This window comes from Paenarthrobacter sp. E2MeOHC11 (assembly GCF_058744955.1).
Window position 1 is genome coordinate 3247700 of record NZ_CP196673.1, and the last position, 18762, is coordinate 3266461.

The window sequence follows — 18762 nt, forward strand, 5'->3', positions numbered from 1 at the left end:
CACCAACCCCGATGAAGTGGAGCAGGTAAGAAAATGATCCGTAGAAAACACACGCTGGCCGCCGCCGTCGTCGTTTCCGCAGCCCTGGCGCTGACCGCCTGTGGTGGCGAAGCGCCGGCGTCGGACCTCTCATCCGTCAAGATCATGGCGCCGTTCCTGGAGGCGCAGCCGCCAACAGCCGACGGCGCCGTGCAGAAGAAGCTCGAAGAGCTGACGGGCAAGGACGTCAACATCACGTGGACGCCCAACGCGTCGTACGAAGACAAAATGAACATCACGCTGGCATCATCGGAGATCCCACACGTCCTGGTGGTCCAGGGAAAGACGCCCGGCTTCGTCAAGAACGCTGAGGCCGGCGCCTTCTGGGACCTGACGGACAAGCTGAAGGACTACCCCAACCTCACCACCACCTTCCCCGAGGTCCAGCAAAACGCCAGCGTCAACGGCAAGGTCTACGGTGTGTACCGCGGCCGCAACCCCATCCGCGCTGCGGTCATGTTCCGTCAGGATTGGCTGGACAAGCTGGGGCTGAAAGCGCCCGAGACCACCGAAGATCTCTACAACGTGGCCAAGGCCTTCACCGAGCAGGACCCGGATGGCAACGGCCAGAACGACACCTACGGCATCACCATCCCCAAATGGGGCGCGCTGGGAACCAACAGCCCGTACGACCTGATCGAGACCTGGTACGGCGCCGGCAACCGCTGGACCGAGCGTGACGGCAAGCTGGTCCCGAGCTTCGAAACCGAAGAATTCCTGGAGGCCAACAAGTTCGTCAAGAAGATGGTGGACGAGAAACTCATCAACCCCGATTTCGCCACGTTTGACGGCACCAAGTGGAACGAGCCGTTCTTCAACGGCAAGGGCGGCATCATTGTGGACGTCGACTCCCGCGTGAGCGTGCTGATTAACCTGTTCAAGCAAGCCAACCCGAATGACTTCGAGAACAAGGTGGGCTTTGTCGGCAGCCTGAAGGGGCCGGACGGTGAGCTGCACGCCCACCCCACCGACGGCTACTCCGGCTTCCTCGCCATTCCCAAAGCCAGCGTCAAGACCGAGGCAGACCTGAAGAACGTCCTCACCTTCCTGGACAAGCTGAACAGCAAGGAAGTTGCCGTGCTCATGAACAACGGCATCGAGGGCGTGAACTTCACGGTGGAGGAAGGCCTCGCCGCCACCATCAAGCCCGAGACCCCGGAGGGCAAGGTGGTCAGCACGGACATCAAGAGCTTCGCCCAGCTGGGAACCAACGTCACCGGCAACAACTTCTACCCCGTCAAGCAGGCCTCCGAGTATGAGCAGAAGGTCTTTGACGACCGCGTCGCCGTCATGGCCGAGGACCTCAAGAGCGCCGTGTACAACCCGGCAGCTGCGTTCGTTTCGCCCACCTATGTTGCCAAGGGTGCCCAGCTGGACAACATCGTGGCCGATGCCCGCATCAAGTACCTGGCAGGGCAGATCGACGAGCAGGGCTTGAAGGACGCCATCAAGCTGTGGAACACCAGCGGCGGTGACAAGGTCAAGGAAGAAATCAACAAGCTCTGGCAGGACAACAAGAAGTGACAGCCCCCGTTGTAGAAGCCAAAGCCTCGGAGCGGGCGGCCACCACGCCGCCCGCCCCGGCGCGGCGGCGCGGGTTCGCCGTCCACTTCGCGCATTACAAGTGGCTGTATCTGCTGTTGCTGCCCGGAGTCCTGTACTTCGCGATCTTCCGGTACGGACCCATGTACGGCGTGTCCATCGCCTTCAAGGACTACGTTCCGTTCCTGGGCGTCAATGGCAGCCCCTGGGTGGGCGTCACCAACTTCACGGATTTCTTCGCAAACCCGGACTTTCCCCGGTTGCTGGGCAACACGCTGATCCTGGCCTTCCTGAACCTGGGGATCGCATTCCCCTTGACCATTATTTTGGCGCTGCTGCTCAACGAGGTCCGCCTGTCGGTGCTCAAGCGCACCGTCCAGACACTGGTGTACATTCCGCACTTCCTGTCCTGGACCATCGTGGCCTCGCTGAGCTTCCTGCTCTTCGCGTTGGATATTGGGCCGTTGTTCCAGTTCGTCAACGGACTCTTCGGCACCAATGTGGACATCCTGTCCGATCCCAACTGGTTCCGGCCTCTGATCGTGCTCCAGGAAATCTGGAAGAACACCGGCTGGGGAACCATCATCTTCCTCGCCGCGCTTGCCACCGTGGACCAGGACCAGTATGAGGCGGCAATTATCGACGGCGCCGGCAGGTTCCGTCGCGTCTGGCACATCACCCTGCCGGGCATCCGGTCCACCATCATCGTGATGCTCATCCTGGCCATCGGACAGATGCTCAATACCGGCTTCGAGCAGATCTACCTCATGACCAACGCACTCAACCGCAGCGTGGCCGACGTCTTCGATACCTACGTGTACTTCGTGGGCATCACCCAAGGCGCCTACAGCTACAGCACCGCCGTCGGGCTGTTCAAGTCCCTGGTGGGCATCGTGCTGATCTTCGGCACCAACTGGCTGTCCAAGCGGTTCAACCAGAGCGGATTGTTCTAATGAAGATTCACAACACCCGCGGCGGACGGGTTTTTGATGCCGCAAACTACGTCTTCCTGAGTCTGATCGGCATCATCACCCTGCTGCCGTTCATTTATGTGATCGCCGGGTCCTTCGCCAACGAAGCCGAGATCACCCGGCGGGCGTTCTTCGTCTGGCCCGAGCAATTCACCCTGGGCGCCTACGAGTACATCTTCTCCACGCCGGCTTTCACCCGGGCACTGATCACCACTGTGCTGGTCACGCTGGTGGGCACCCTGATCCAGCTCATCCTGACCGTGACCATGGCCTACCCGTTGGCGAAGAAGAACCTGCGGGGCCGGAAGCTGATCATGTCCCTGGTGGTCTTCGCCATGGTGTTCTCCGGCGGCATGATTCCCACATTCCTGCTGGTCAAGGACCTGGGCCTGCTGAACTCGTATTGGGCCCTTATCCTGCCGGCGGCCATCAACCCGTTCAGCCTGATCATCATCAAGAACTTCTTCCAGGAGCTCCCGGCCGAGTTGGAAGAGTCGGCCAAGATGGACGGTGCCACGGAAATCGGGATCCTCTGGCGGATCCTCTTGCCGTTGTCCAAGCCGGTACTGGCCACGTTCGCGCTGTTCTACGCGGTGGGCATCTGGAACGACTTCATGTCGCCCCTGCTCTACCTGAGCGATAACAACATGTGGACCCTGCAGATGTACCTGCGCCAGGTCACGGCCGCTTCGGATCTCCTGGGTACCGGCAACGTGGACCCCTCCTATATCCCGCCGGAACAGGGCATCAAATTTGCTGTGATCGTGGTGGCAACCCTGCCAATCCTGGTCTTCTACCCCTTCCTGCAGAAGCACTTCGCCAAGGGAATGCTGATCGGTTCCGTGAAGGGCTAGGCGCCGCTTCCCGATGAAAGGACAACCATGAAAATCCTCCTTGCGGGCGACTCCACTGTTGCCGCCTGTCCCAGCTACGAATATCCGATGAGCGGCTGGGGCGCCCATCTTGCGCCCGAGACCTACTGGTGGGCTGCCGTCCACAACTTTGCCAAAGGCGGCGCCACCACGGAGTCGTTCCGCGAGGAGGGTCTTTGGTACCAGCTCATCAACCAGACGGTTCAGGGGGACCTGGTCCTCATCCAGTTTGGGCATAACGATCAGAAACGCGAGCACCTCGCGGCGCGCACGGGCTACACGGACAACCTCCGGCGGATGGTCGCCGAGGTTCGCGCCAAAGGCGGCATTCCCGTCCTGTGTACCTCGGTTGAGCGCAGGCACTTTGCGGACGGGCAGCTTGAGGTCACGCTGGGGGACTACCCCGTGGTGGTCCGGGAGCTTGGCTTGGAGCTCGGCCTGGACGTCATCGACCTCAACCAGTGGACGCGCTCCCTCTATCAGGAGCTGGGGGAGGAGGGTTCCAAAGAGCTCTTCTTCCACTTCGCTCCGGGCGAGCACGCACACTGGGCCGGCGGGCTTGAGGACAACACCCATTTCCACGAAAAGGGTGCCCGGCGGATCGCGGCGTTCGTGGCAGAGCATTTGGAATCCCTCGGTTACGGGCTGGTGGCTACGGTCAGCGCGGGAGTACGCGATTGATCTACTCCAACGCCTTGCGGGGTCCTTCGGATGTGGCTGGTTGGGTGGCCGAAGGGCCGGTTCACTTCGGAACGTACAACCATGGAACGGCCGACGGCGGCGGGCTGGGGCTCGCGGATGACGGAACCAAAGCGCTGGTGTTGTCGGGTTCCCTCGACGCGGAAGAGCACGGCGACCAGGCCCATTGGACCCTCTGGTGCCCGGAGGAACTTCCCGATCATGTGCGGATCACCTGGGAGTTCCTGCCGCTGGAGGAGCCCGGCCTGGCCATGGCGTTCTTCGCAGCCCGCGGTCACGGAGGCGAGGACCTGTTCTCGGCGTCCCTGGCTCCCCGCACCGGTTTCTACCCGCAATACCATTCGGGGGATATCGACGCCCTGCACATCTCCTACTTCCGGCACAAGCACCCTTCCGAGCGCGCGTTCCGAACCTGCAATCTCCGCAAGAGCGCAGGCTTCGAGCTGGTGGCGCAGGGAGCTGACCCGCTTCCACCCGTCGGGGATGCCGACGATTTCTATCGCATCGAAGTGATCAAGGACGGCCCTCGGGTGGCCTTCGCCATCAATGACTTGCGGCTCTTCGAATGGACCGATCCCGCAGCAGAACCACTCGGCGGCGGCTACTTCGGAATCCGCCAAATGGCTCCACTGAAAGCCGCGTACCGCAACCTGTCCATCAGCAACCTGTGACCATGTGAGCCCTGTGACGGGGCACACGAAATCATGACGTAGGATGTCCCCATGCCCCTCTTTGACCTTCCCCTTGAGCAGCTCCGCGACTACACCTCAAGCGCGGTCCCACCAGCAGATCTGGACGCCTTTTGGGACCGCACCATCTCCGAGGCCAGGGCCCTTCCGCTGGACGCCGTGTTCGAACCCGTGGATAACTACCTCTCAGTGATCGACACCTTCGACGTCTCCTTCTCCGGCTTCGGCGGAGACCGCATCAAGGGCTGGCTTCACGTGCCAGCACACCTGGAGGCAGGCCAGCGGCTTCCCGTGGTGGTCGAGTACATTGGCTACTCGGGCGGCCGGGGCCTGGTGAACCAGAACACCCGATGGGCCCAGGCGGGCTACGCGCACTTCATCATGGACACCCGGGGCCAGGGCTATGGCGGCGTCTCGGGGGATACGCCGGATCCGCATGCGTCAGCAGGTGGCGTCAACTATGCAGGGCTCATGACCCGGGGTGCCGACCACCAGGACAACTACTACTTCCGGCGCGTCTACGTGGACGCGTTCCGTGCGGTGGAAGCGGCACAGAGCCATCCCGCCGTCGACCCTGCCAAGGTGGTGCTGGCCGGCGTGAGCCAGGGCGGCGGCATCACAGTTGCTGCCGCCGGGCTGACGGCCGGAAGGCTCGACGGCGTCATCGCCGCGCTGCCCGACGTCCCGTTCCTGCAGGACTTCCCGCGCGCCATCGACATCACCCCGCGCGGTCCGTATCCGGAGATCGCCGGGTTCCTGGGGCGGCATCGCGACAAGTACCAGCCCATGCTGGCGGTGCTGAACTACTTCGACGGCGTGCACCTCGGCCGTGCGGCAACGGTACCCGCGCTGTTCTCCGCTGCCCAGATGGACGACATCTGCCCTCCGTCCACCGTGTTCGCGAGCTACAACAACTACGGCATTGGCTCCCGCGAAAAGGGCAGCGCGCCCGAGAAGGACATTGAGGTGTACCGCTTCAACAACCACGAAGGCGGCCAGGAGCACCACTGGATCCGGCAGTTGCAGTTCCTGCGCAAACTGTTGTCATCTTGATGGACAGGATTTGCCCGCTGTGAAGAACCGCGGTTATGGTGTGGCTATGACAAACCGTTGGTATGCGTATTTTTCGTTGGCTCTGGAGGGGCCCGCGTCTAACTGACACGCATCCAACTTTCCTTCAGAGCCAACAGGGCAGAGATTATTCTCTGCCCTTCGCCATATCCGGCGGGTTCTGAAAAGGGGCCCGCTCCGCATCCCGGAACAGGACCCAGAAATGACCAGCATCGCCGCAGAACCCACCGAATCGCTCGACTCCGCTGATTCCGGGCAAGCAGCCCAGCCCAGCACCTCCAACCTCCGGGTTGCCCGTTTCGAGCCGCTTCCGGCACCCCAGGACCTCATCGCAGAGTTGCCGCTGGACGCCCGCTCAGCGGCCGTCGTCGACCGCGGCCGTGACCAGGTCCGCGCCATCATGGACGGCGTGGACGACCGCCTTCTGGTGATCGTTGGCCCGTGCTCCATCCACGATCCCAAAGCCGGCCTGGAATACGCCCGCCGACTGGTCAGCCAGGCGGAGAAGCACAAGGAAGACTTGCTGATCGTTATGCGGACCTACTTCGAGAAGCCGCGCACCACCGTCGGCTGGAAGGGCCTGATCAACGATCCCCACCTGGACGGCAGCCACGACATCGCCGCTGGTCTTCGCGCCGCCCGGGGTTTCCTGAAGCAGGTCACCGCTCTGGGCCTGCCCACGGCCACCGAGTTCCTTGAGCCGATCAGCCCTCAGTACATGGCTGACCTGGTCTCCTGGGGTGCCATCGGTGCGCGCACCACCGAAAGCCAGATCCACCGCCAGCTCGCCTCCGGACTGTCCATGCCCATCGGTTTCAAGAACGGCACCGACGGAGACCTGCAGGTGGCCATCGACGCTTGTGGCGCGTCCGCCGCTGAGCAGGCCTTCCTGGGAATCGACGACGACGGCCGCGCGGCCCTCGTGGCGACGTCCGGCAACCCGGACACCCACGTGATCCTGCGTGGCGGACGCAAGGGTCCCAACTACTCCCAGGAAGACGTCGCGGCTGCATCGTCCAAGCTCGCTGCCAAGGGGCTGAACCCGCGCTTGATCGTGGACGCCAGCCACGCCAACAGCGGCAAGAGTCACCACCGCCAAGCCGAGGTTGCGCTGGAAATCGGCGCGCAGCTCGAGACGGGGGAGACCTCGCCGATTGCCGGCGTCATGCTGGAAAGTTTCCTGGTGGGAGGAGCGCAGAACCTGGACACCGCCAAGCAATTGGCAGGCGAACAGGAACTCGTTTACGGCCAGAGCGTCACCGACGCCTGCATGGAGTGGGACGTCACGGCGTCGGTCTTGGAACAGCTCGCAGCGTCGGCACGGAAGCGTCGTGCAGCGACGGAGGAGTAGGGTCCCACTTTCCGAAAGTACTTTCACATTGGCCCCATCAGCCTCTAGAGTATCTAGCACATGGTTGTTTGATGGCTCAGCATCGGCACACCGTTCTACTGGGGGTGTCCTTACCGGCTGAGAGCAAAGGAATATGGGAAATGTCCGCAGAGACTAACTTCTCGAATGCGCGTTTCATGACGGTGGCTGAAGTGGCCGACGTCCTGCGTGTTTCCAAAATGACTGTGTATCGCCTGGTCCACTCAGGGGAAATGCCCGCCGTAAGGTTCGGCCGTTCCTTCCGGGTTCCTGAAGAGGCTGTTGCCCAGTACCTCAAGGGTGCTGTGGTTGACGGACAATCCGAGACCGCCTGAGGCTGCCGGGGTCCGTCCAGCGGACCGTGGTCATGGGGTACCCCTTTGAAGCGGTACTCTGTTAAGGAACGTTTTACGTCAATGTAAGAATCTGTCAGTTGTACTGTCTGCTTCCGCGGATCTGTTCCAACAGACAGGAACTTCTAGTTTGTAAGGAACTTTCGTGGGTTCAGTTATTAAGAAGCGCCGCAAGCGTATGGCCAAGAAGAAGCACCGCAAGCTGCTTCGCAAGACCCGCCACCAGCGCCGCAATAAGAAGTAGAGATACTTCATCAAGCGTGAATGCCCGTTGCCTTTCGAGGTGGCGGGCATTTTTGCATCCCGGACCCCGCCCCCAACCACCGATCCCCTCTCACCGTCGGCACGGTTTCTGCTGGCGCTCTCTCACCCTTCGGGCCTTTCGGCGGAAGCCTCTCTCACCGTCCCGGCGCGAAACCCGACTCCACGGCCGGGTCAATCCAGCCGTTCCGTAGGGCCCTCTTGATGTGCAGTATCGCCTTGGCGAATCCGTCTGCCAGATCGTCTTTTCCGAAGACAAGAACGGTCCAGCCCGCCGCCGCGAAAGCTTTGTCGCGGCGCCGATCGCTGAAGAACTGTTCCTCCTCAAGGTGATGTTCGCCGTCGTACTGAATGGCCAGGCGCCGCACGCGGAAGCCGAGGTCCGCGGATGGAGAGTACGGGTCGTCCGCCCGTAGCCGTATCTGGAGCTCAGGTTCTGCGAGGCCTGCGTCGAGCATGGCCAGACGAAGCATCGACTCCGGCGCCGAGTCAGCACCGACCCTCATCAGTTCAAGTGCTTCGCGTGCCCGGACCACACCTTGCAGGTTCTTGTGCCGGTCAAGCATTTTCCGAAGTGCCGCGATGGAACTGAACGGAGTTTCGCGTCCTTCGAACTCTTGCCGAGGGGTGCGAATGATTTGGTCGCCTACACAGACCAGCTCTTTCAACGGTAGTCGGCGTGCCAGGTCCAGCCATGTCCTGGAGCGGGTGCTCATCCACATGCCGTGGTTGAACTCGATTTCGGATTCGTCCACGATCACCGTGTGTCCGATGATGCCTCGTCGCCGCGCTGAGGGGAGTTTCGTTGGCTTACTGAGGTGCAGTTCATGTGAATCGGCCAGCCACGGCGGGAGGAAAAGGCCGTGTATCCTGGCGGCGGTCACGTGGGAGATCCATGCGCCAGGACTCGCCGCTGAGAGGGATCGCGCAGCTTCCGTCAGGTCAAAGTCCCAATTGGCGGGACGGTAGATTCCTTGGCTGACACTTTCGAATGAGTTTCGATTCCGGAGCTGCGCATGCTCCAAGCCCGCAGCCTTGGCCTCGTCAATGGTGAAGGGGGCAGAAGCCAGCAAGGCAGGAACGGGCGACGGTTTTTGCATACGGGCATTGTTGCCCAAGAAGCCCAGCACGTGCAGAAGTTATCCACAGGCGCTGTGGCTGAACTCATGCGGTGAGAGGGGGTTGGCCGGGAGGGGCTGTTTGGTGAGAGGGGGTTGGCCGGGAGGGGCTGTTTGGTGAGAGGGGGTTGGCCGGGAGGGGCTGTTTGGTGAGAGGGGGTTGGCCGGGAGGGGCTGTTTGGTGAGAGGAGGTCAGATGCGGGGTCCGCGGAACCTTGAGAATCCTCGCCACAGACCGTAGATCGCTCCGCCGACGGTGGCGGCCTTGAGGCCCAGCGTTGCTGCCCGGCGACCGGAACGGAAGTCGTACACGGGCCAGTTGTTCTCGCGGGCGTGCCTGCGGAGCTTGGCATCCGGGTTAATCACTACGGGGTGCCCCACCATGGTCAGCAGCGGAATGTCGTTGGCTGAATCGCTGTAGGCCCAGCAGTGCTCCAGGTCCAGGCCCTCCCGGTCGGCGACGAGTTGAACGGCGACGGCTTTTGCGGGCCCGTGCAGGATGTCACCCACAAGTTTCCCTGTGTACATTCCGTCTTCGACTTCGCCCACTGTGCCAAGGGCGCCAGTCAGGCCGAGCCGTGTGGAAATGACCGTGGCAACCTCGATGGGTGTTGCCGTCACAAGCCACACCTTCCGGCCGACCCTGAGGTGTTGTTCCGCCAGGGCCTTGGTTCCGGGCCAGATCCGCGACTCGATCATTTCGTCGTAGACCTCTTCGCCCAATGCCTTGATGTCATCCACGGTGATGCCGGCGGCGAGGGTAAGGGCGGAGTCGCGCACTGCGTGGACGTCTTCCATGTTTTCGCCGCGCATGACGAATTTGAACTGCTTCCAGGCGAAACCAGCAGCTTGGGGGAGCGTAAATGCCTTGCGCTCATACATTTTGCGGGCCACATGGAAGAGGCTCGCGCCCTTCATCAACGTGTTGTCGACATCGAAGAATGCGGCTTCGCCAGTACGCTTCTGCACTTTGGCATCCGCGAACACAGCGGCGTTCTTCTCCTCGGGCATGCTTTGAGTCTAGTCAATCGCCGGCGCCTCGCGCTGACGGCGCCCGGGAGGGGATCCGGGCGGTTACCGTTATCCCATGGCTATTCCCGACGTCGTCCTCCTCACTAAAGCTGACTGCCACCTCTGCACGGAGGCGCGTGCCGCCGTCGAACGTGTAACGAAAAGCCTGGGTGTGCAGTGGACGGAGCAAAGGATCGACGACGATCCCCAACTGCAGGAACGGTTTGCCGAAGAGATTCCCGTAGTGCTGGTGGATGGCGTCCAACGGGATTTTTGGAAGATCGATGAGCAGCGGTTGAGCCGCACCCTGAAGAAAGTCCTGGAGGGCTGAGGGTGCGGTTACCCGTAAGTAACGGCTTTTGTTGAGTCCGGCCGGGGGTCATAGAGTGGAACAACAAAGCGACGCAATGGAGAATACCGTGACTGCGCTGGAACCGTCACCGGAAGCAACAACCGGGGACAACGAACCTGCCGCCAAGCAGATCCCGCCCGCGGCTGTGGCCCGGATGACCCTCTATTTGCGCGCGCTCAACTCTCTTTTGGCCGAGGGCGTGGAACGGGTTTCTTCCGAAGCGCTGGCTGAGGCCTCGGGCGTCAGCTCATCCACTCTCCGCAAGGACCTCTCCTACGTGGGCTCCTATGGAACCCGGGGTGTTGGTTACGAGGTCCAGTACCTGAGTCGCCACATAGCGGCCGCGCTTGGCCTGACGCACGACTGGAAGGTCGCGATCGTCGGTGCCGGTAACCTCGGCAAGGCACTGGCACGGTACGGCGGCTTCGAATCCCGGGGCTTTGACGTCGTAGCCATCTTCGACGCCGATCCCATGGTGATTGGTAATGAAGTGGGCTGGCTGCGAGTCAGCGACTCAGCCGAACTCGAACGGGTCCTGGAGCGTACCCACACGAATATGGTGGTGCTGGCGTTGCCTGCCACGGTGGCCCAGGCTGTGTGCGACCGCGTGATTGCCGCCGGAATTCGGAGCATCCTCAGCTTCGCTCCAGTCCTGCTGCAGGTTCCACCGCATGTGAACCTCCGCAAGGTGGACATGGCCACCGAGCTCCAGATTCTGGCCTACCACGCACAACGGGCGCAGACACCGGGCCAGGCTGTTTAGCCTTCGCCGGGTCCGCGCCCGAGTTTAGTGCTTGGATTCCCGCGTCTTTAGCGGCCGTAAGGGTTCTGGTATGCGTTGCCGAACGGCTGGGCCTTACGGAAGTAAGGAGCCGACGCCGGCAGGTACAGCAGGACGATTGCGGCGATTCCCAGGAGTGCGGAGAGCGTCGCGAGGCTCAACGGGAAGAGGGCGAAAATGGAGAGCGCGGCGAGGATCGTTCCAAGGATCCGGGCCCAGTTCCGGCCCTTGCGGACGTTGATGGCCACGAGTGCGTAGAGGCCCGCACCGATGATCCCCACTACCACCATGACTCCGATAATGAAGCCCTGGACGTCTTCGAACCTGACGTCCGCAGCACCGCCGGCAGCCATCTGGTCTTCCACCATGCTGCGCATCGTGGGATCGCTCAGGGCCGCCATGCCAATGAGGATGGAGATGAGCCAAATCGCTCCGGCTCCGACGATCAGCCAGAAAGCGATGTTGACCATCTGCGGCACAGTGGTGGGGCCGGGCTGCTGGCTTGGCCAGTTGGTGTCCTGGCCGTACTGCGGGGCGCCGGGCGCCTGGCCGTACTGCGGTGCGGCGGGTGACTGCTGGCCGTACTGCGGTGCGGCGGGTGACTGCTGGCCGTACTGCGGTGCGGCGGGTGACTGCTGGCCGTACTGCGGTGCGGTGGGTGACTGCTGGCCGTACTGCGGCGCGGCGGGCGACTGTTGGCCGTACTGCGGTGCCGCGGGTGACTGCTGGCCGTACTGCGGCGCAGCGGGCTGGCCGCCTGGCTGCTCTGGCTGGTTGGCATCGCCTGGGTTTGACGGCGGGTACGGAGGGGTGCTCATGGCATTCCTTTGCTTGTTCGACTGCTGGTGCGGCCGCCGGGATCAGCAAAATGACCCTGCCCCCAGCGTGGTTCTGCTTCCACCGTACCTCCCGGGTCTGACGCTGCAGTCGATCACACGCAGGTATTTGAGGCTCACAGCAAAAATCATCATGTTGGCTTACGCCTTCATGATGAAGGCCGCGGGAATCCACCAGGGATTCGCCGCGGCCTTCTGCTCACATGCCCGCCGTTCAGGGAACGACGGCGGCAGTTCAGCCAGCGCTAAGCGTGACCTTTTACTGCCTTGAACCAGAGCTGGGAATTCGGGAGCCACATGAGGACAACGGCTACTGCGCTGACGAGGAAGCCGAACCAGTTTCCACCCAGTCCCATGCCCGATCCACTGCCGTTTGCCGCTCCAAAGATGGCGAGCAGCAGGGAGACAGCGGCCACTATGGTCAATGCCAGGCGTGCCCACTCCTTGCCCTCCTTCATCTTCATGGCCAGGACCACCTGGGCTGCGGCCACGGCCAAAGCGAGCAGGAGCAGGACCAGTGCCAAGGCTGCGATGGCCGGAGCGAACGCGAAGGCGGCGATGACGGCGAAGAATCCAATAAGCCCGAACAGCAGGCCCAGGAGTCCGGAGATCACCCAGATGAAGTAGGAGACCTTCAGTTCCGTTGGAAGGCCCTGGGTTTTGAACATTCCCGAGAATCCGCCCTGGGGCATGACGTCGTTGAAGTTGCGGGGCCCGTCGGTGGGCATTTCGAAGTGGAAACCGGGCTGCCCTGGGGCAGGCTGGCCGGGGCCGGGCGGCGGCGGCGCGGGCTGTGAATACTGGCCCGGTTGCGACGGCGGCTGGTAACCCTGGGGTGGCTGGTAGCCCTGCGGAGGCTGGTAACCCGCAGGAGGAACATTGCCGGGCTGCGGAGGCTGGGAGCCGGGCTGCTGTGGCTGTGGTGCTTCGTCTGGGGTACTCATGGCATCACTGTAGACCGCAGGTTGAAGGTTGCATAGGAACTTCGCAGCCAACTCGCAGGTTAATACAGGCTGTTTGCCGAACAATTGCGGGGTGACTTCCGTGTATAGCAAAACGGCGCCGCCCACAGCCGGAAACTGTGGACGGCGCCGTTTGGCTGCCTTCGGGCGAAGGCTGGGACTATGCAGCAGCGGGAGCGATGAAAGCGAGTTCCAGGTTGATGACTACCTTGTCGCTGACCAGCACGCCGCCGGCTTCGAGGACGGCGTTCCAGGTGAGGCCGAAGTCCTTGCGGCTGATGGTGGTTTCACCGGAAACGCCGGCGCGGGTGTTGCCGAACGGATCCACGGCAACGCCGTTGAATTCGGTCTCGATGGAAACTTCCTTGGTCACGCCCTTGATTGTGAGATCGCCCACGAGGTCGAAGCTGTTGCCGTTGGCCTTGACGTGGCGGGACACGAAGGTGATCTCCGGGAACTTCTCCACGTCGAAGAAGTCTTCGCCCTTGACGTGGCCGTCACGGTTGACGTCGCCGGAGTCGAAGCTGGCGGTCTGGATGGTGGCGCTGACCTTGGAGTCGGTGAGGGCTTCGCCAACCTCGAGGGTGGCCGAAGCGTCCTTGAACTGGCCGCGGACCTTGCTGATACCTGCGTGGCGGACGGTGAAGCCGATCTCGCTGTGGGAAGCGTCGAGGGTCCAGGTGCCGGTGGTGACGGTGGCGGGGAGAGTCATCATGGTGTTGCTCCTATGTCTAGTGGAAGGTACTGCGTGCTTGCCTGGTTGACGCCGATTGCTTGAAGCGTCAACCGAGCTTCGTGTCTAGTATAAACATGCATATGCATCTTTTATTCCAACTCCGGGGAACATTTCGGAAAAACTTTGAGTTCTACTAGCGGTAGAAGATTTCGGATCGCCCCGCTTCTTTGAGAAACTGGTAAACATGCCCCAAGCAACTGTCCATCTGCTTCGCCATGGCGAGGTCCATAATCCCGACGGCGTCCTGTACGGACGGCTGCCGGAATTCCACCTCTCCGAACGCGGCCGGGAGATGGCCCGCATGCTGGCCGATCACTTCGCGGCCCGCGCCAGCCAGGGCGCCAAGATCGTGCACCTGGTCGCGTCGCCTCTGACACGGGCCCAGGAAACGGCGATGCCCACAGCCGAGGCACTGAACCTGGAGATCACCACCGAGCCGCGAATCATCGAGGCCGAGAACCATTTCCAAGGACTCCATCCCACCAAAAGTGAGTTCCTGAAGCCCAAGCACTGGTTCTACTTCCGCAATCCACTGCGGCCTTCCTGGGGAGAGCCCTACAAGGAACAGGCTGCCCGCGTGCTCGCCGCAGTTGAGGACGCCCGCGTCAAGGCAATCGAGCTGGGCGGCGACGGCGCCGAAGCCATCCTGGTCAGCCACCAACTGCCCATCTGGTCCACCCGGTTGACGGCGGAGGGACGCCGCTTGGCGCATGACCCCCGCAAGCGCGAGTGCACCCTGACGTCCCTTACTTCCCTCACGTTGGACGATGACGGCAAGATCATCCGCGTTGAGTACAGTGAGCCTGCTGCTGTCCTGCTCCCCGGCGCGGCGAGCACACCGGGAGCATAAGCATGGATAACAATCTCTCACGACGCGGCGTGCTGACCGCCGGCGGCGTCCTCCTCGCAGGACTGACCATGGGCCTGTCCGCCTGCGCCCAGGAAGACTCGCTGGCAAAGCAAGCCAAGGCAGGCGACAACAAGAATTATGTGGCCGGCGATGGTTCGGTGACGGAGTTCGCCAAGGCTGACCGTGCAGCGCCCGTGGCATTGAAAGGCACCCTCTTTAACGGCGAAACAGTGAAGCCCGAGGACCTCCAGGGCAAAGTCACTGTCCTGAATTTCTGGTTCGCCGCCTGCGCCCCGTGCCGCATCGAAGCGCCCCAGCTTGAAGCCCTGCACCAGGACTTCAAGGACCAGGGCGTCCAGTTCTTCGGCGTCAACCTGCGGGATGAACAAGCCACAGCCGATGCCTTCGACAAGACCTTCAACATCACCTACCCAAGTTTCAACGACAAGGACGGGGCTGTGCTCCTGTCCGTGTCCGGCATCGTGCCCCCGGGCGCCGTGCCCACAACCCTGGTCCTGGACAAGGAAGGCAAGGTTGCCTCCCGCGTGCTCGGCGAGATCGAGAAGAGCACCCTGAAAGCCCTCATCACCTCCGCAGTGGCCGAGTAGCACCCATGAACAGTCCCTTCGCCGAGACGATCCTCAACGGATCACTGCTGCTGGCCGTGCCAGTGGCATTGCTGGCCGGGCTGGTCTCGTTCCTTTCGCCCTGCGTGCTGCCGCTCGTCCCGGGTTACCTTGGCTACGTCACTGGACTGACCGGCGTCGACCTTGAAAAGCAGCGGCGGGGCCGCATGCTGGCCGGCATCGGGTTGTTCGTCCTTGGATTCTCGGTGATTTTTGTTCTCCTGGGCGGGGCTTTCGGCCAGCTTGGGACGCTCCTGACCGGTCCGCAGAATGCCTGGATCACGCAACTGCTCGGCGTCCTGGTGATCATCATGGGCGTGGTCTTCATGGGCGGCTTCGGCTGGTTGCAGCGTGACGCGAAGATCCATGCAAAACCCCCGGCGGGACTGTGGGGTGCGCCGCTGCTTGGACTCACTTTCGGATTGGGCTGGGCGCCTTGTATTGGTCCGACGTACTCCGCGGTACAGTTGCTGAGCCTGTCCGGTGGTTCCTCTGCTGCCAAGGGCGCACTCCTGGCGTTCGTCTATAGCCTTGGCCTGGGCATTCCGTTCCTCCTGATCGCGCTGGCCGTCCGCCGGGGCATGGGAGTCATGTCCTTCTTCCGCAAGCACCGGCTGGCCATCCAGCGGATCGGCGGAGGCATCCTGATTTTGCTCGGCATCCTGATGGCCACCGGTGTGTGGGGAACCTGGGTGACCGAATTGCAGTACTGGTTCCAAAACGATGTGAAGTTGCCGATCTGATGAGCGAGTCCGTGAAAGCCAAGAAGAAGTCACCGTCCGCTGAAAGCACGCCCGGAAACACAGCGGAAGGAAAACTCCAGCAGGCCAAGTCCGAGGCCGCGCTTCCCGCGCTCGGTGTCGTGGGCATGCTGCGGTGGGCCTGGACCCAGCTGACCAGCATGCGCACGGCGCTGTTCCTCCTTCTCCTGCTCGCCGTTGGCGCCGTACCGGGTTCCCTGTTCCCGCAACGGCCCGCGAATCCGTCAGTGGTCACGCAGTACATCAAGGACAACCCGTCCTACGGCGAGCTGCTCGATGCCTTGCAGCTGTACGACGTGTATTCGTCGGCCTGGTTCTCGGCCATCTACATCCTGCTGTTTGTCTCGCTGATTGGCTGCGTCACTCCGCGCGCGATCGCCCATTACAAGGCCATGAAGTCCCAGCCGCCGCGCACCCCCAAGCGCCTTTCGCGCCTGCCGGAGTACGGCACGCTGGAGCTGCCCGCCGACGCCGGGGTCCCGGCGTCGAAGGCCATCAACGATGCCGCCGGGCTGCTCAAGAAGCGCGGCTACCGTGTTGAGGTCAGGGACGTCGACGGCGCCCTGCCGTCCTTGGGTGCCGAGCGCGGCTTCCTGAAGGAAGTGGGCAACCTGGTGTTCCACACCTCCCTGATCGGCGTGCTGGTGTCAGTGGCCATCGGCGGTCTCTTCGGGTACAGCGGCCAGCGCATCCTGGTGGAGGGCGACACGTTCGTCAACACGTTGGTGGGCTACGACCAATTCACGCCTGGCACCAACTTCCAGAGCAGTTCGCTCCAGCCCTACTCGATGCAGTTGGATAAGTTCGAGGCCAGGTTCGACCGCGAATCGCCGGGCAAGGCCGGCCAGCCGATCGACTACACGGCCGAAGTCACTACCAAGGAAAACCCGGATGCGCCGGCCAAGAAGGAGACCCTGAAGGTCAACGATCCCGTTTCACTTGGCGGTACCAGCCTTTACCTCACCGGTAACGGCTACGCTCCCATGGTGACCGTCCGCGACGGCGAGGGGAACGTCTCCTTCCAGGGGCCCGTCACGGCCAAGGTCCAAGGTGACAACTACTACTCTTCGGTGGTCATCAAGGTCCCGGACGCCAAGCCGGAGCAGCTCGGATTTGTCGGCTTCTTCCTTCCCACGGCGTTCGTCACCGAGGACGGCATTTCCTTCAGTGGCGCCCCGGAACTCATCAACCCCCAGCTAAGCCTGAACTCGTTCTACGGTGACCTTGGCCTTGACAAGGGCGTGCCCCAGAACGTGTTTGAACTGGACGTCAAGGACCTCAAGCAGCTCAACGGCCGCGACCTAGCGGCCGGCGGTATCACCCTGACTCCGGGTGCAACGGCCAACCTGCCCGAAGGCAAGGGCAGCATCACGTTTGATGGCGTCAAGAAGTACATCGGCGTGGACATCCACCACAACCCCGGCCAGCTGTACGCGTTGATCTTCGGTTTCCTCGCGGTTGCCGGCCTGGTCATGTCGCTCTACATCAACCGCCGACGTGTCTGGGTCCGCACCGGAACCCATGCGGACGGCCGCACCATGGTGGAATACGGTCTGCTGGCCCGCGGTGAAGACCACCGTCTGGCCGGCGAAGCCGCGGCACTTCGCGAGATCTTTGCCCGGGAATGGAACGTCCCGGAGACGCAGGACACCGCAACAACTACAGCAGGATCTTCCTCAACCTCGAAGGACCAGTAATGCCCGTCATCAACGAAACCCTGGGCCAGTACAGCGAGCTGTTCATGCTGTTGGCCGCCGGCACGTACACCGTGGCCTTCATCGCGTTTGCCTGGGACCTGGCGAAAAGCAGCAAAATGCTCCGGGCAGTGGACCTGAAGGCCGCAGCCAGCTCCGCCAGCGAGAAGGTTGCCGTCTCCGCAGGTCGCATTGGCGGAGGCTTGGGCGGTCCCGACGCCGGTGGGCCGGCTGGCCGTGCAGAGCGTCCGACGTCGGGCCTCACCGTTGAGGGCGGCACCGCCGCCGGCGACATGAAGTACGCCGGCGAACGGCGCGCCCCGGCCCGCGTTGCCGTTGCACTGACGGTCCTGGGCGTCCTGATCCACGGCGCGGGTGTGGTCACCCGTGCTTTCGGCGCGGGTCGTGTGCCGTGGGGCAACATGTACGAGTTCCTCACCACCGGTGCCTTCGTTGCTGTAGCCGTGTTCCTGATCGTCCTCATCCGCCGTGACCTGCGCTTCCTGGGCACGTTCGTGATCGGGCTGGCCATCATCATGCTCGTGGCGGCCTCGGCTGCTTTCTGGACTCCCGTGGGCCACCTGGTGCCGGCCCTGCAGAGCTACTGGCTGATCATCCACGTTTCCATCGCAGTACTTTCTTCCGCCCTGTTCACCTTGACGTTCGCCATGTCCGCACTGCAGCTGGTCCAGTCGCACCGGCAGAAGAACCTGGCCGCGGGCCGTGCAGACAAGCTCGGCTTCATGCGCATCGTTCCGAACGCGCTGAGCCTGGAAAACCTGTCCTACCGGATCAACGCCATCGCCTTCATCGGCTGGACCTTCACCCTCATGTTCGGCGCCATCTGGGCCGAGAAGGCCTGGGGACGGTTCTGGGGCTGGGACCCCAAGGAAGTATGGACGTTCGTGATCTGGGTGGTCTACGCGGGCTACCTGCACGCGCGGGCAACCCGTGGGTGGACTGGAACCCGTGCGGCGTGGTTGTCGATTGTTGGCTACGCCTGCGTCATCATCAACTTCACGCTGGTGAACACGGTCTTCAACGGCCTGCATTCCTACTCCGGGCTCTAAACCGAGGGTTGGGTCCCACTCCGGGCCTGAGCAGGGGCGTTGTCCCCGGTTCGGGCCCGGGTCTCGGAAAACAACAAAACGGTGCACTAAACAAGCCTG

General features: G+C 62.5%; 21 protein-coding genes. 16 read left to right on the forward strand and 5 right to left on the reverse strand.

From position 1 onward, the window contains the following. Positions 1 to 33 precede the first annotated feature (33 nt). The 9 genes from ACSSVG_RS15180 (at position 34) to ACSSVG_RS15220 (ending at position 7849) form a co-directional block, all read left to right on the forward strand. A complete protein-coding gene (locus tag ACSSVG_RS15180) occupies positions 34 to 1563 on the forward strand; it encodes an extracellular solute-binding protein (RefSeq protein ID WP_492415451.1) in 1530 nt (509 codons plus the stop codon). After that, complete coding sequence (locus ACSSVG_RS15185; RefSeq protein ID WP_231340763.1) at positions 1560 to 2534, forward strand: ABC transporter permease; 975 nt, start codon at positions 1560 to 1562, stop codon at positions 2532 to 2534. Before ACSSVG_RS15180 ends, ACSSVG_RS15185 begins: the two co-directional genes overlap by 4 nt. Then, positions 2534 to 3406 carry a carbohydrate ABC transporter permease gene (locus ACSSVG_RS15190; RefSeq protein WP_231340764.1) on the forward strand — a complete coding sequence of 291 codons (873 nt, stop codon included), beginning with the start codon at positions 2534 to 2536 and terminating at the stop codon, positions 3404 to 3406. The genes ACSSVG_RS15185 and ACSSVG_RS15190 overlap by 1 nt, the downstream gene beginning before the upstream one ends. A 27-nt stretch (positions 3407 to 3433) precedes the next feature. Then, a complete protein-coding gene (locus tag ACSSVG_RS15195) occupies positions 3434 to 4105 on the forward strand; it encodes a rhamnogalacturonan acetylesterase (protein WP_492415454.1) in 672 nt (223 codons plus the stop codon). After that, the gene (locus tag ACSSVG_RS15200) at positions 4102 to 4794 is read left to right on the forward strand and encodes a DUF1961 family protein (RefSeq protein WP_231340766.1); all 693 of its coding nucleotides are present in this window, start codon (positions 4102 to 4104) and stop codon (positions 4792 to 4794) included. The genes ACSSVG_RS15195 and ACSSVG_RS15200 overlap by 4 nt, the downstream gene beginning before the upstream one ends. Positions 4795 to 4845: 51 nt before the next feature. Next, positions 4846 to 5865: an acetylxylan esterase gene (locus ACSSVG_RS15205; protein ID WP_231340767.1), complete on the forward strand. Its 1020-nt coding sequence runs from the start codon at positions 4846 to 4848 to the stop codon at positions 5863 to 5865. A gap of 220 nt (positions 5866 to 6085) precedes the next feature. Further along, positions 6086 to 7234 carry a 3-deoxy-7-phosphoheptulonate synthase gene (locus ACSSVG_RS15210; protein WP_492415456.1) on the forward strand — a complete coding sequence of 383 codons (1149 nt, stop codon included), beginning with the start codon at positions 6086 to 6088 and terminating at the stop codon, positions 7232 to 7234. A 140-nt stretch (positions 7235 to 7374) separates the two neighbouring features. Further along, positions 7375 to 7587, forward strand: a complete 213-nt coding sequence (locus tag ACSSVG_RS15215) for a helix-turn-helix domain-containing protein (protein ID WP_017199160.1) — start codon at positions 7375 to 7377, stop codon at positions 7585 to 7587. 163 nt (positions 7588 to 7750) lie between these two features. Further along, positions 7751 to 7849 carry a 30S ribosomal protein bS22 gene (locus ACSSVG_RS15220; protein ID WP_003792170.1) on the forward strand — a complete coding sequence of 33 codons (99 nt, stop codon included), beginning with the start codon at positions 7751 to 7753 and terminating at the stop codon, positions 7847 to 7849. A gap of 154 nt (positions 7850 to 8003) precedes the next feature. Here ACSSVG_RS15220 and ACSSVG_RS15225 read toward each other — a convergent pair whose 3' ends face one another. Further along, positions 8004 to 8966, reverse strand: coding sequence for a DUF559 domain-containing protein (locus ACSSVG_RS15225; RefSeq protein WP_492415460.1), 963 nt, complete (start codon positions 8964 to 8966; stop codon positions 8004 to 8006). 210 nt (positions 8967 to 9176) lie between these two features. Continuing rightward, the gene (locus ACSSVG_RS15230; protein WP_231340770.1) at positions 9177 to 9995 is read right to left on the reverse strand and encodes an HAD family hydrolase; all 819 of its coding nucleotides are present in this window, start codon (positions 9993 to 9995) and stop codon (positions 9177 to 9179) included. A 76-nt stretch (positions 9996 to 10071) separates the two neighbouring features. On the opposite strand from ACSSVG_RS15230, the gene ACSSVG_RS15235 reads away from it, so the two are divergent. After that, positions 10072 to 10326: a glutaredoxin family protein gene (locus ACSSVG_RS15235; RefSeq protein ID WP_159707209.1), complete on the forward strand. Its 255-nt coding sequence runs from the start codon at positions 10072 to 10074 to the stop codon at positions 10324 to 10326. Positions 10327 to 10402: 76 nt separating this feature from the next. Further along, complete coding sequence (locus ACSSVG_RS15240) at positions 10403 to 11110, forward strand: redox-sensing transcriptional repressor Rex (RefSeq protein ID WP_141281215.1); 708 nt, start codon at positions 10403 to 10405, stop codon at positions 11108 to 11110. A gap of 47 nt (positions 11111 to 11157) precedes the next feature. Here ACSSVG_RS15240 and ACSSVG_RS15245 read toward each other — a convergent pair whose 3' ends face one another. The 3 genes from ACSSVG_RS15245 to ACSSVG_RS15255 all read right to left on the reverse strand — a co-directional run bounded on the left by ACSSVG_RS15245 (position 11158) and on the right by ACSSVG_RS15255 (position 13638). Continuing rightward, positions 11158 to 11946 (reverse strand): hypothetical protein, encoded by a 789-nt coding sequence (locus ACSSVG_RS15245; RefSeq protein ID WP_492415463.1) that lies wholly within the window; start codon positions 11944 to 11946, stop codon positions 11158 to 11160. 263 nt (positions 11947 to 12209) lie between these two features. Further along, positions 12210 to 12908, reverse strand: coding sequence for a hypothetical protein (locus ACSSVG_RS15250; protein WP_492415465.1), 699 nt, complete (start codon positions 12906 to 12908; stop codon positions 12210 to 12212). Between the two features lie 178 nt (positions 12909 to 13086). After that, entirely contained in the window at positions 13087 to 13638 is a 552-nt protein-coding gene (locus ACSSVG_RS15255) for a YceI family protein (protein ID WP_231340783.1), read from the reverse strand. Between the two features lie 208 nt (positions 13639 to 13846). Here ACSSVG_RS15255 and ACSSVG_RS15260 point away from each other — a divergent pair, with 208 nt between their 5' ends. Genes ACSSVG_RS15260 through ccsB form a run of 5 tightly spaced genes read left to right on the forward strand, consistent with a single transcriptional unit; the run spans position 13847 to position 18663 of the window. Beyond that, entirely contained in the window at positions 13847 to 14512 is a 666-nt protein-coding gene (locus ACSSVG_RS15260; RefSeq protein WP_231340773.1) for a histidine phosphatase family protein, read from the forward strand. 2 nt (positions 14513 to 14514) lie between these two features. After that, on the forward strand, positions 14515 to 15120 hold the full coding sequence (locus ACSSVG_RS15265; RefSeq protein ID WP_231340774.1) for a TlpA family protein disulfide reductase: 606 nt from the start codon (positions 14515 to 14517) through the stop codon (positions 15118 to 15120). Between the two features lie 5 nt (positions 15121 to 15125). Beyond that, positions 15126 to 15881, forward strand: coding sequence for a cytochrome c biogenesis CcdA family protein (locus tag ACSSVG_RS15270; RefSeq protein ID WP_492415467.1), 756 nt, complete (start codon positions 15126 to 15128; stop codon positions 15879 to 15881). Then, complete coding sequence (gene resB, locus ACSSVG_RS15275) at positions 15881 to 17596, forward strand: cytochrome c biogenesis protein ResB (RefSeq protein ID WP_492415469.1); 1716 nt, start codon at positions 15881 to 15883, stop codon at positions 17594 to 17596. The genes ACSSVG_RS15270 and resB overlap by 1 nt, the downstream gene beginning before the upstream one ends. Then, positions 17596 to 18663 carry a c-type cytochrome biogenesis protein CcsB gene (gene ccsB, locus ACSSVG_RS15280; protein ID WP_231340777.1) on the forward strand — a complete coding sequence of 356 codons (1068 nt, stop codon included), beginning with the start codon at positions 17596 to 17598 and terminating at the stop codon, positions 18661 to 18663. Before resB ends, ccsB begins: the two co-directional genes overlap by 1 nt. Positions 18664 to 18762 lie beyond the last annotated feature (99 nt).

Coding starts and splice junctions, on each gene's coding strand:
- ACSSVG_RS15180 (WP_492415451.1), top strand. CDS start 34: ATGATCCGTAGAAAACACACGCTGGCCGCCGCCGTCGTCGTTTCCGCA.
- ACSSVG_RS15190 (WP_231340764.1), top strand. CDS start 2,534: ATGAAGATTCACAACACCCGCGGCGGACGGGTTTTTGATGCCGCAAAC.
- ACSSVG_RS15195 (WP_492415454.1), top strand. CDS start 3,434: ATGAAAATCCTCCTTGCGGGCGACTCCACTGTTGCCGCCTGTCCCAGC.
- ACSSVG_RS15205 (WP_231340767.1), top strand. CDS start 4,846: ATGCCCCTCTTTGACCTTCCCCTTGAGCAGCTCCGCGACTACACCTCA.
- ACSSVG_RS15210 (WP_492415456.1), top strand. CDS start 6,086: ATGACCAGCATCGCCGCAGAACCCACCGAATCGCTCGACTCCGCTGAT.
- ACSSVG_RS15215 (WP_017199160.1), top strand. CDS start 7,375: ATGTCCGCAGAGACTAACTTCTCGAATGCGCGTTTCATGACGGTGGCT.
- ACSSVG_RS15225 (WP_492415460.1), bottom strand. CDS start 8,966: ATGCAAAAACCGTCGCCCGTTCCTGCCTTGCTGGCTTCTGCCCCCTTC.
- ACSSVG_RS15230 (WP_231340770.1), bottom strand. CDS start 9,995: ATGCCCGAGGAGAAGAACGCCGCTGTGTTCGCGGATGCCAAAGTGCAG.
- ACSSVG_RS15235 (WP_159707209.1), top strand. CDS start 10,072: ATGGCTATTCCCGACGTCGTCCTCCTCACTAAAGCTGACTGCCACCTC.
- ACSSVG_RS15240 (WP_141281215.1), top strand. CDS start 10,403: ATGGAGAATACCGTGACTGCGCTGGAACCGTCACCGGAAGCAACAACC.
- ACSSVG_RS15245 (WP_492415463.1), bottom strand. CDS start 11,946: ATGAGCACCCCTCCGTACCCGCCGTCAAACCCAGGCGATGCCAACCAG.
- ACSSVG_RS15250 (WP_492415465.1), bottom strand. CDS start 12,908: ATGAGTACCCCAGACGAAGCACCACAGCCACAGCAGCCCGGCTCCCAG.
- ACSSVG_RS15255 (WP_231340783.1), bottom strand. CDS start 13,638: ATGACTCTCCCCGCCACCGTCACCACCGGCACCTGGACCCTCGACGCT.
- ACSSVG_RS15260 (WP_231340773.1), top strand. CDS start 13,847: ATGCCCCAAGCAACTGTCCATCTGCTTCGCCATGGCGAGGTCCATAAT.
- ACSSVG_RS15265 (WP_231340774.1), top strand. CDS start 14,515: ATGGATAACAATCTCTCACGACGCGGCGTGCTGACCGCCGGCGGCGTC.
- ACSSVG_RS15270 (WP_492415467.1), top strand. CDS start 15,126: ATGAACAGTCCCTTCGCCGAGACGATCCTCAACGGATCACTGCTGCTG.
- resB (WP_492415469.1), top strand. CDS start 15,881: ATGAGCGAGTCCGTGAAAGCCAAGAAGAAGTCACCGTCCGCTGAAAGC.
- ccsB (WP_231340777.1), top strand. CDS start 17,596: ATGCCCGTCATCAACGAAACCCTGGGCCAGTACAGCGAGCTGTTCATG.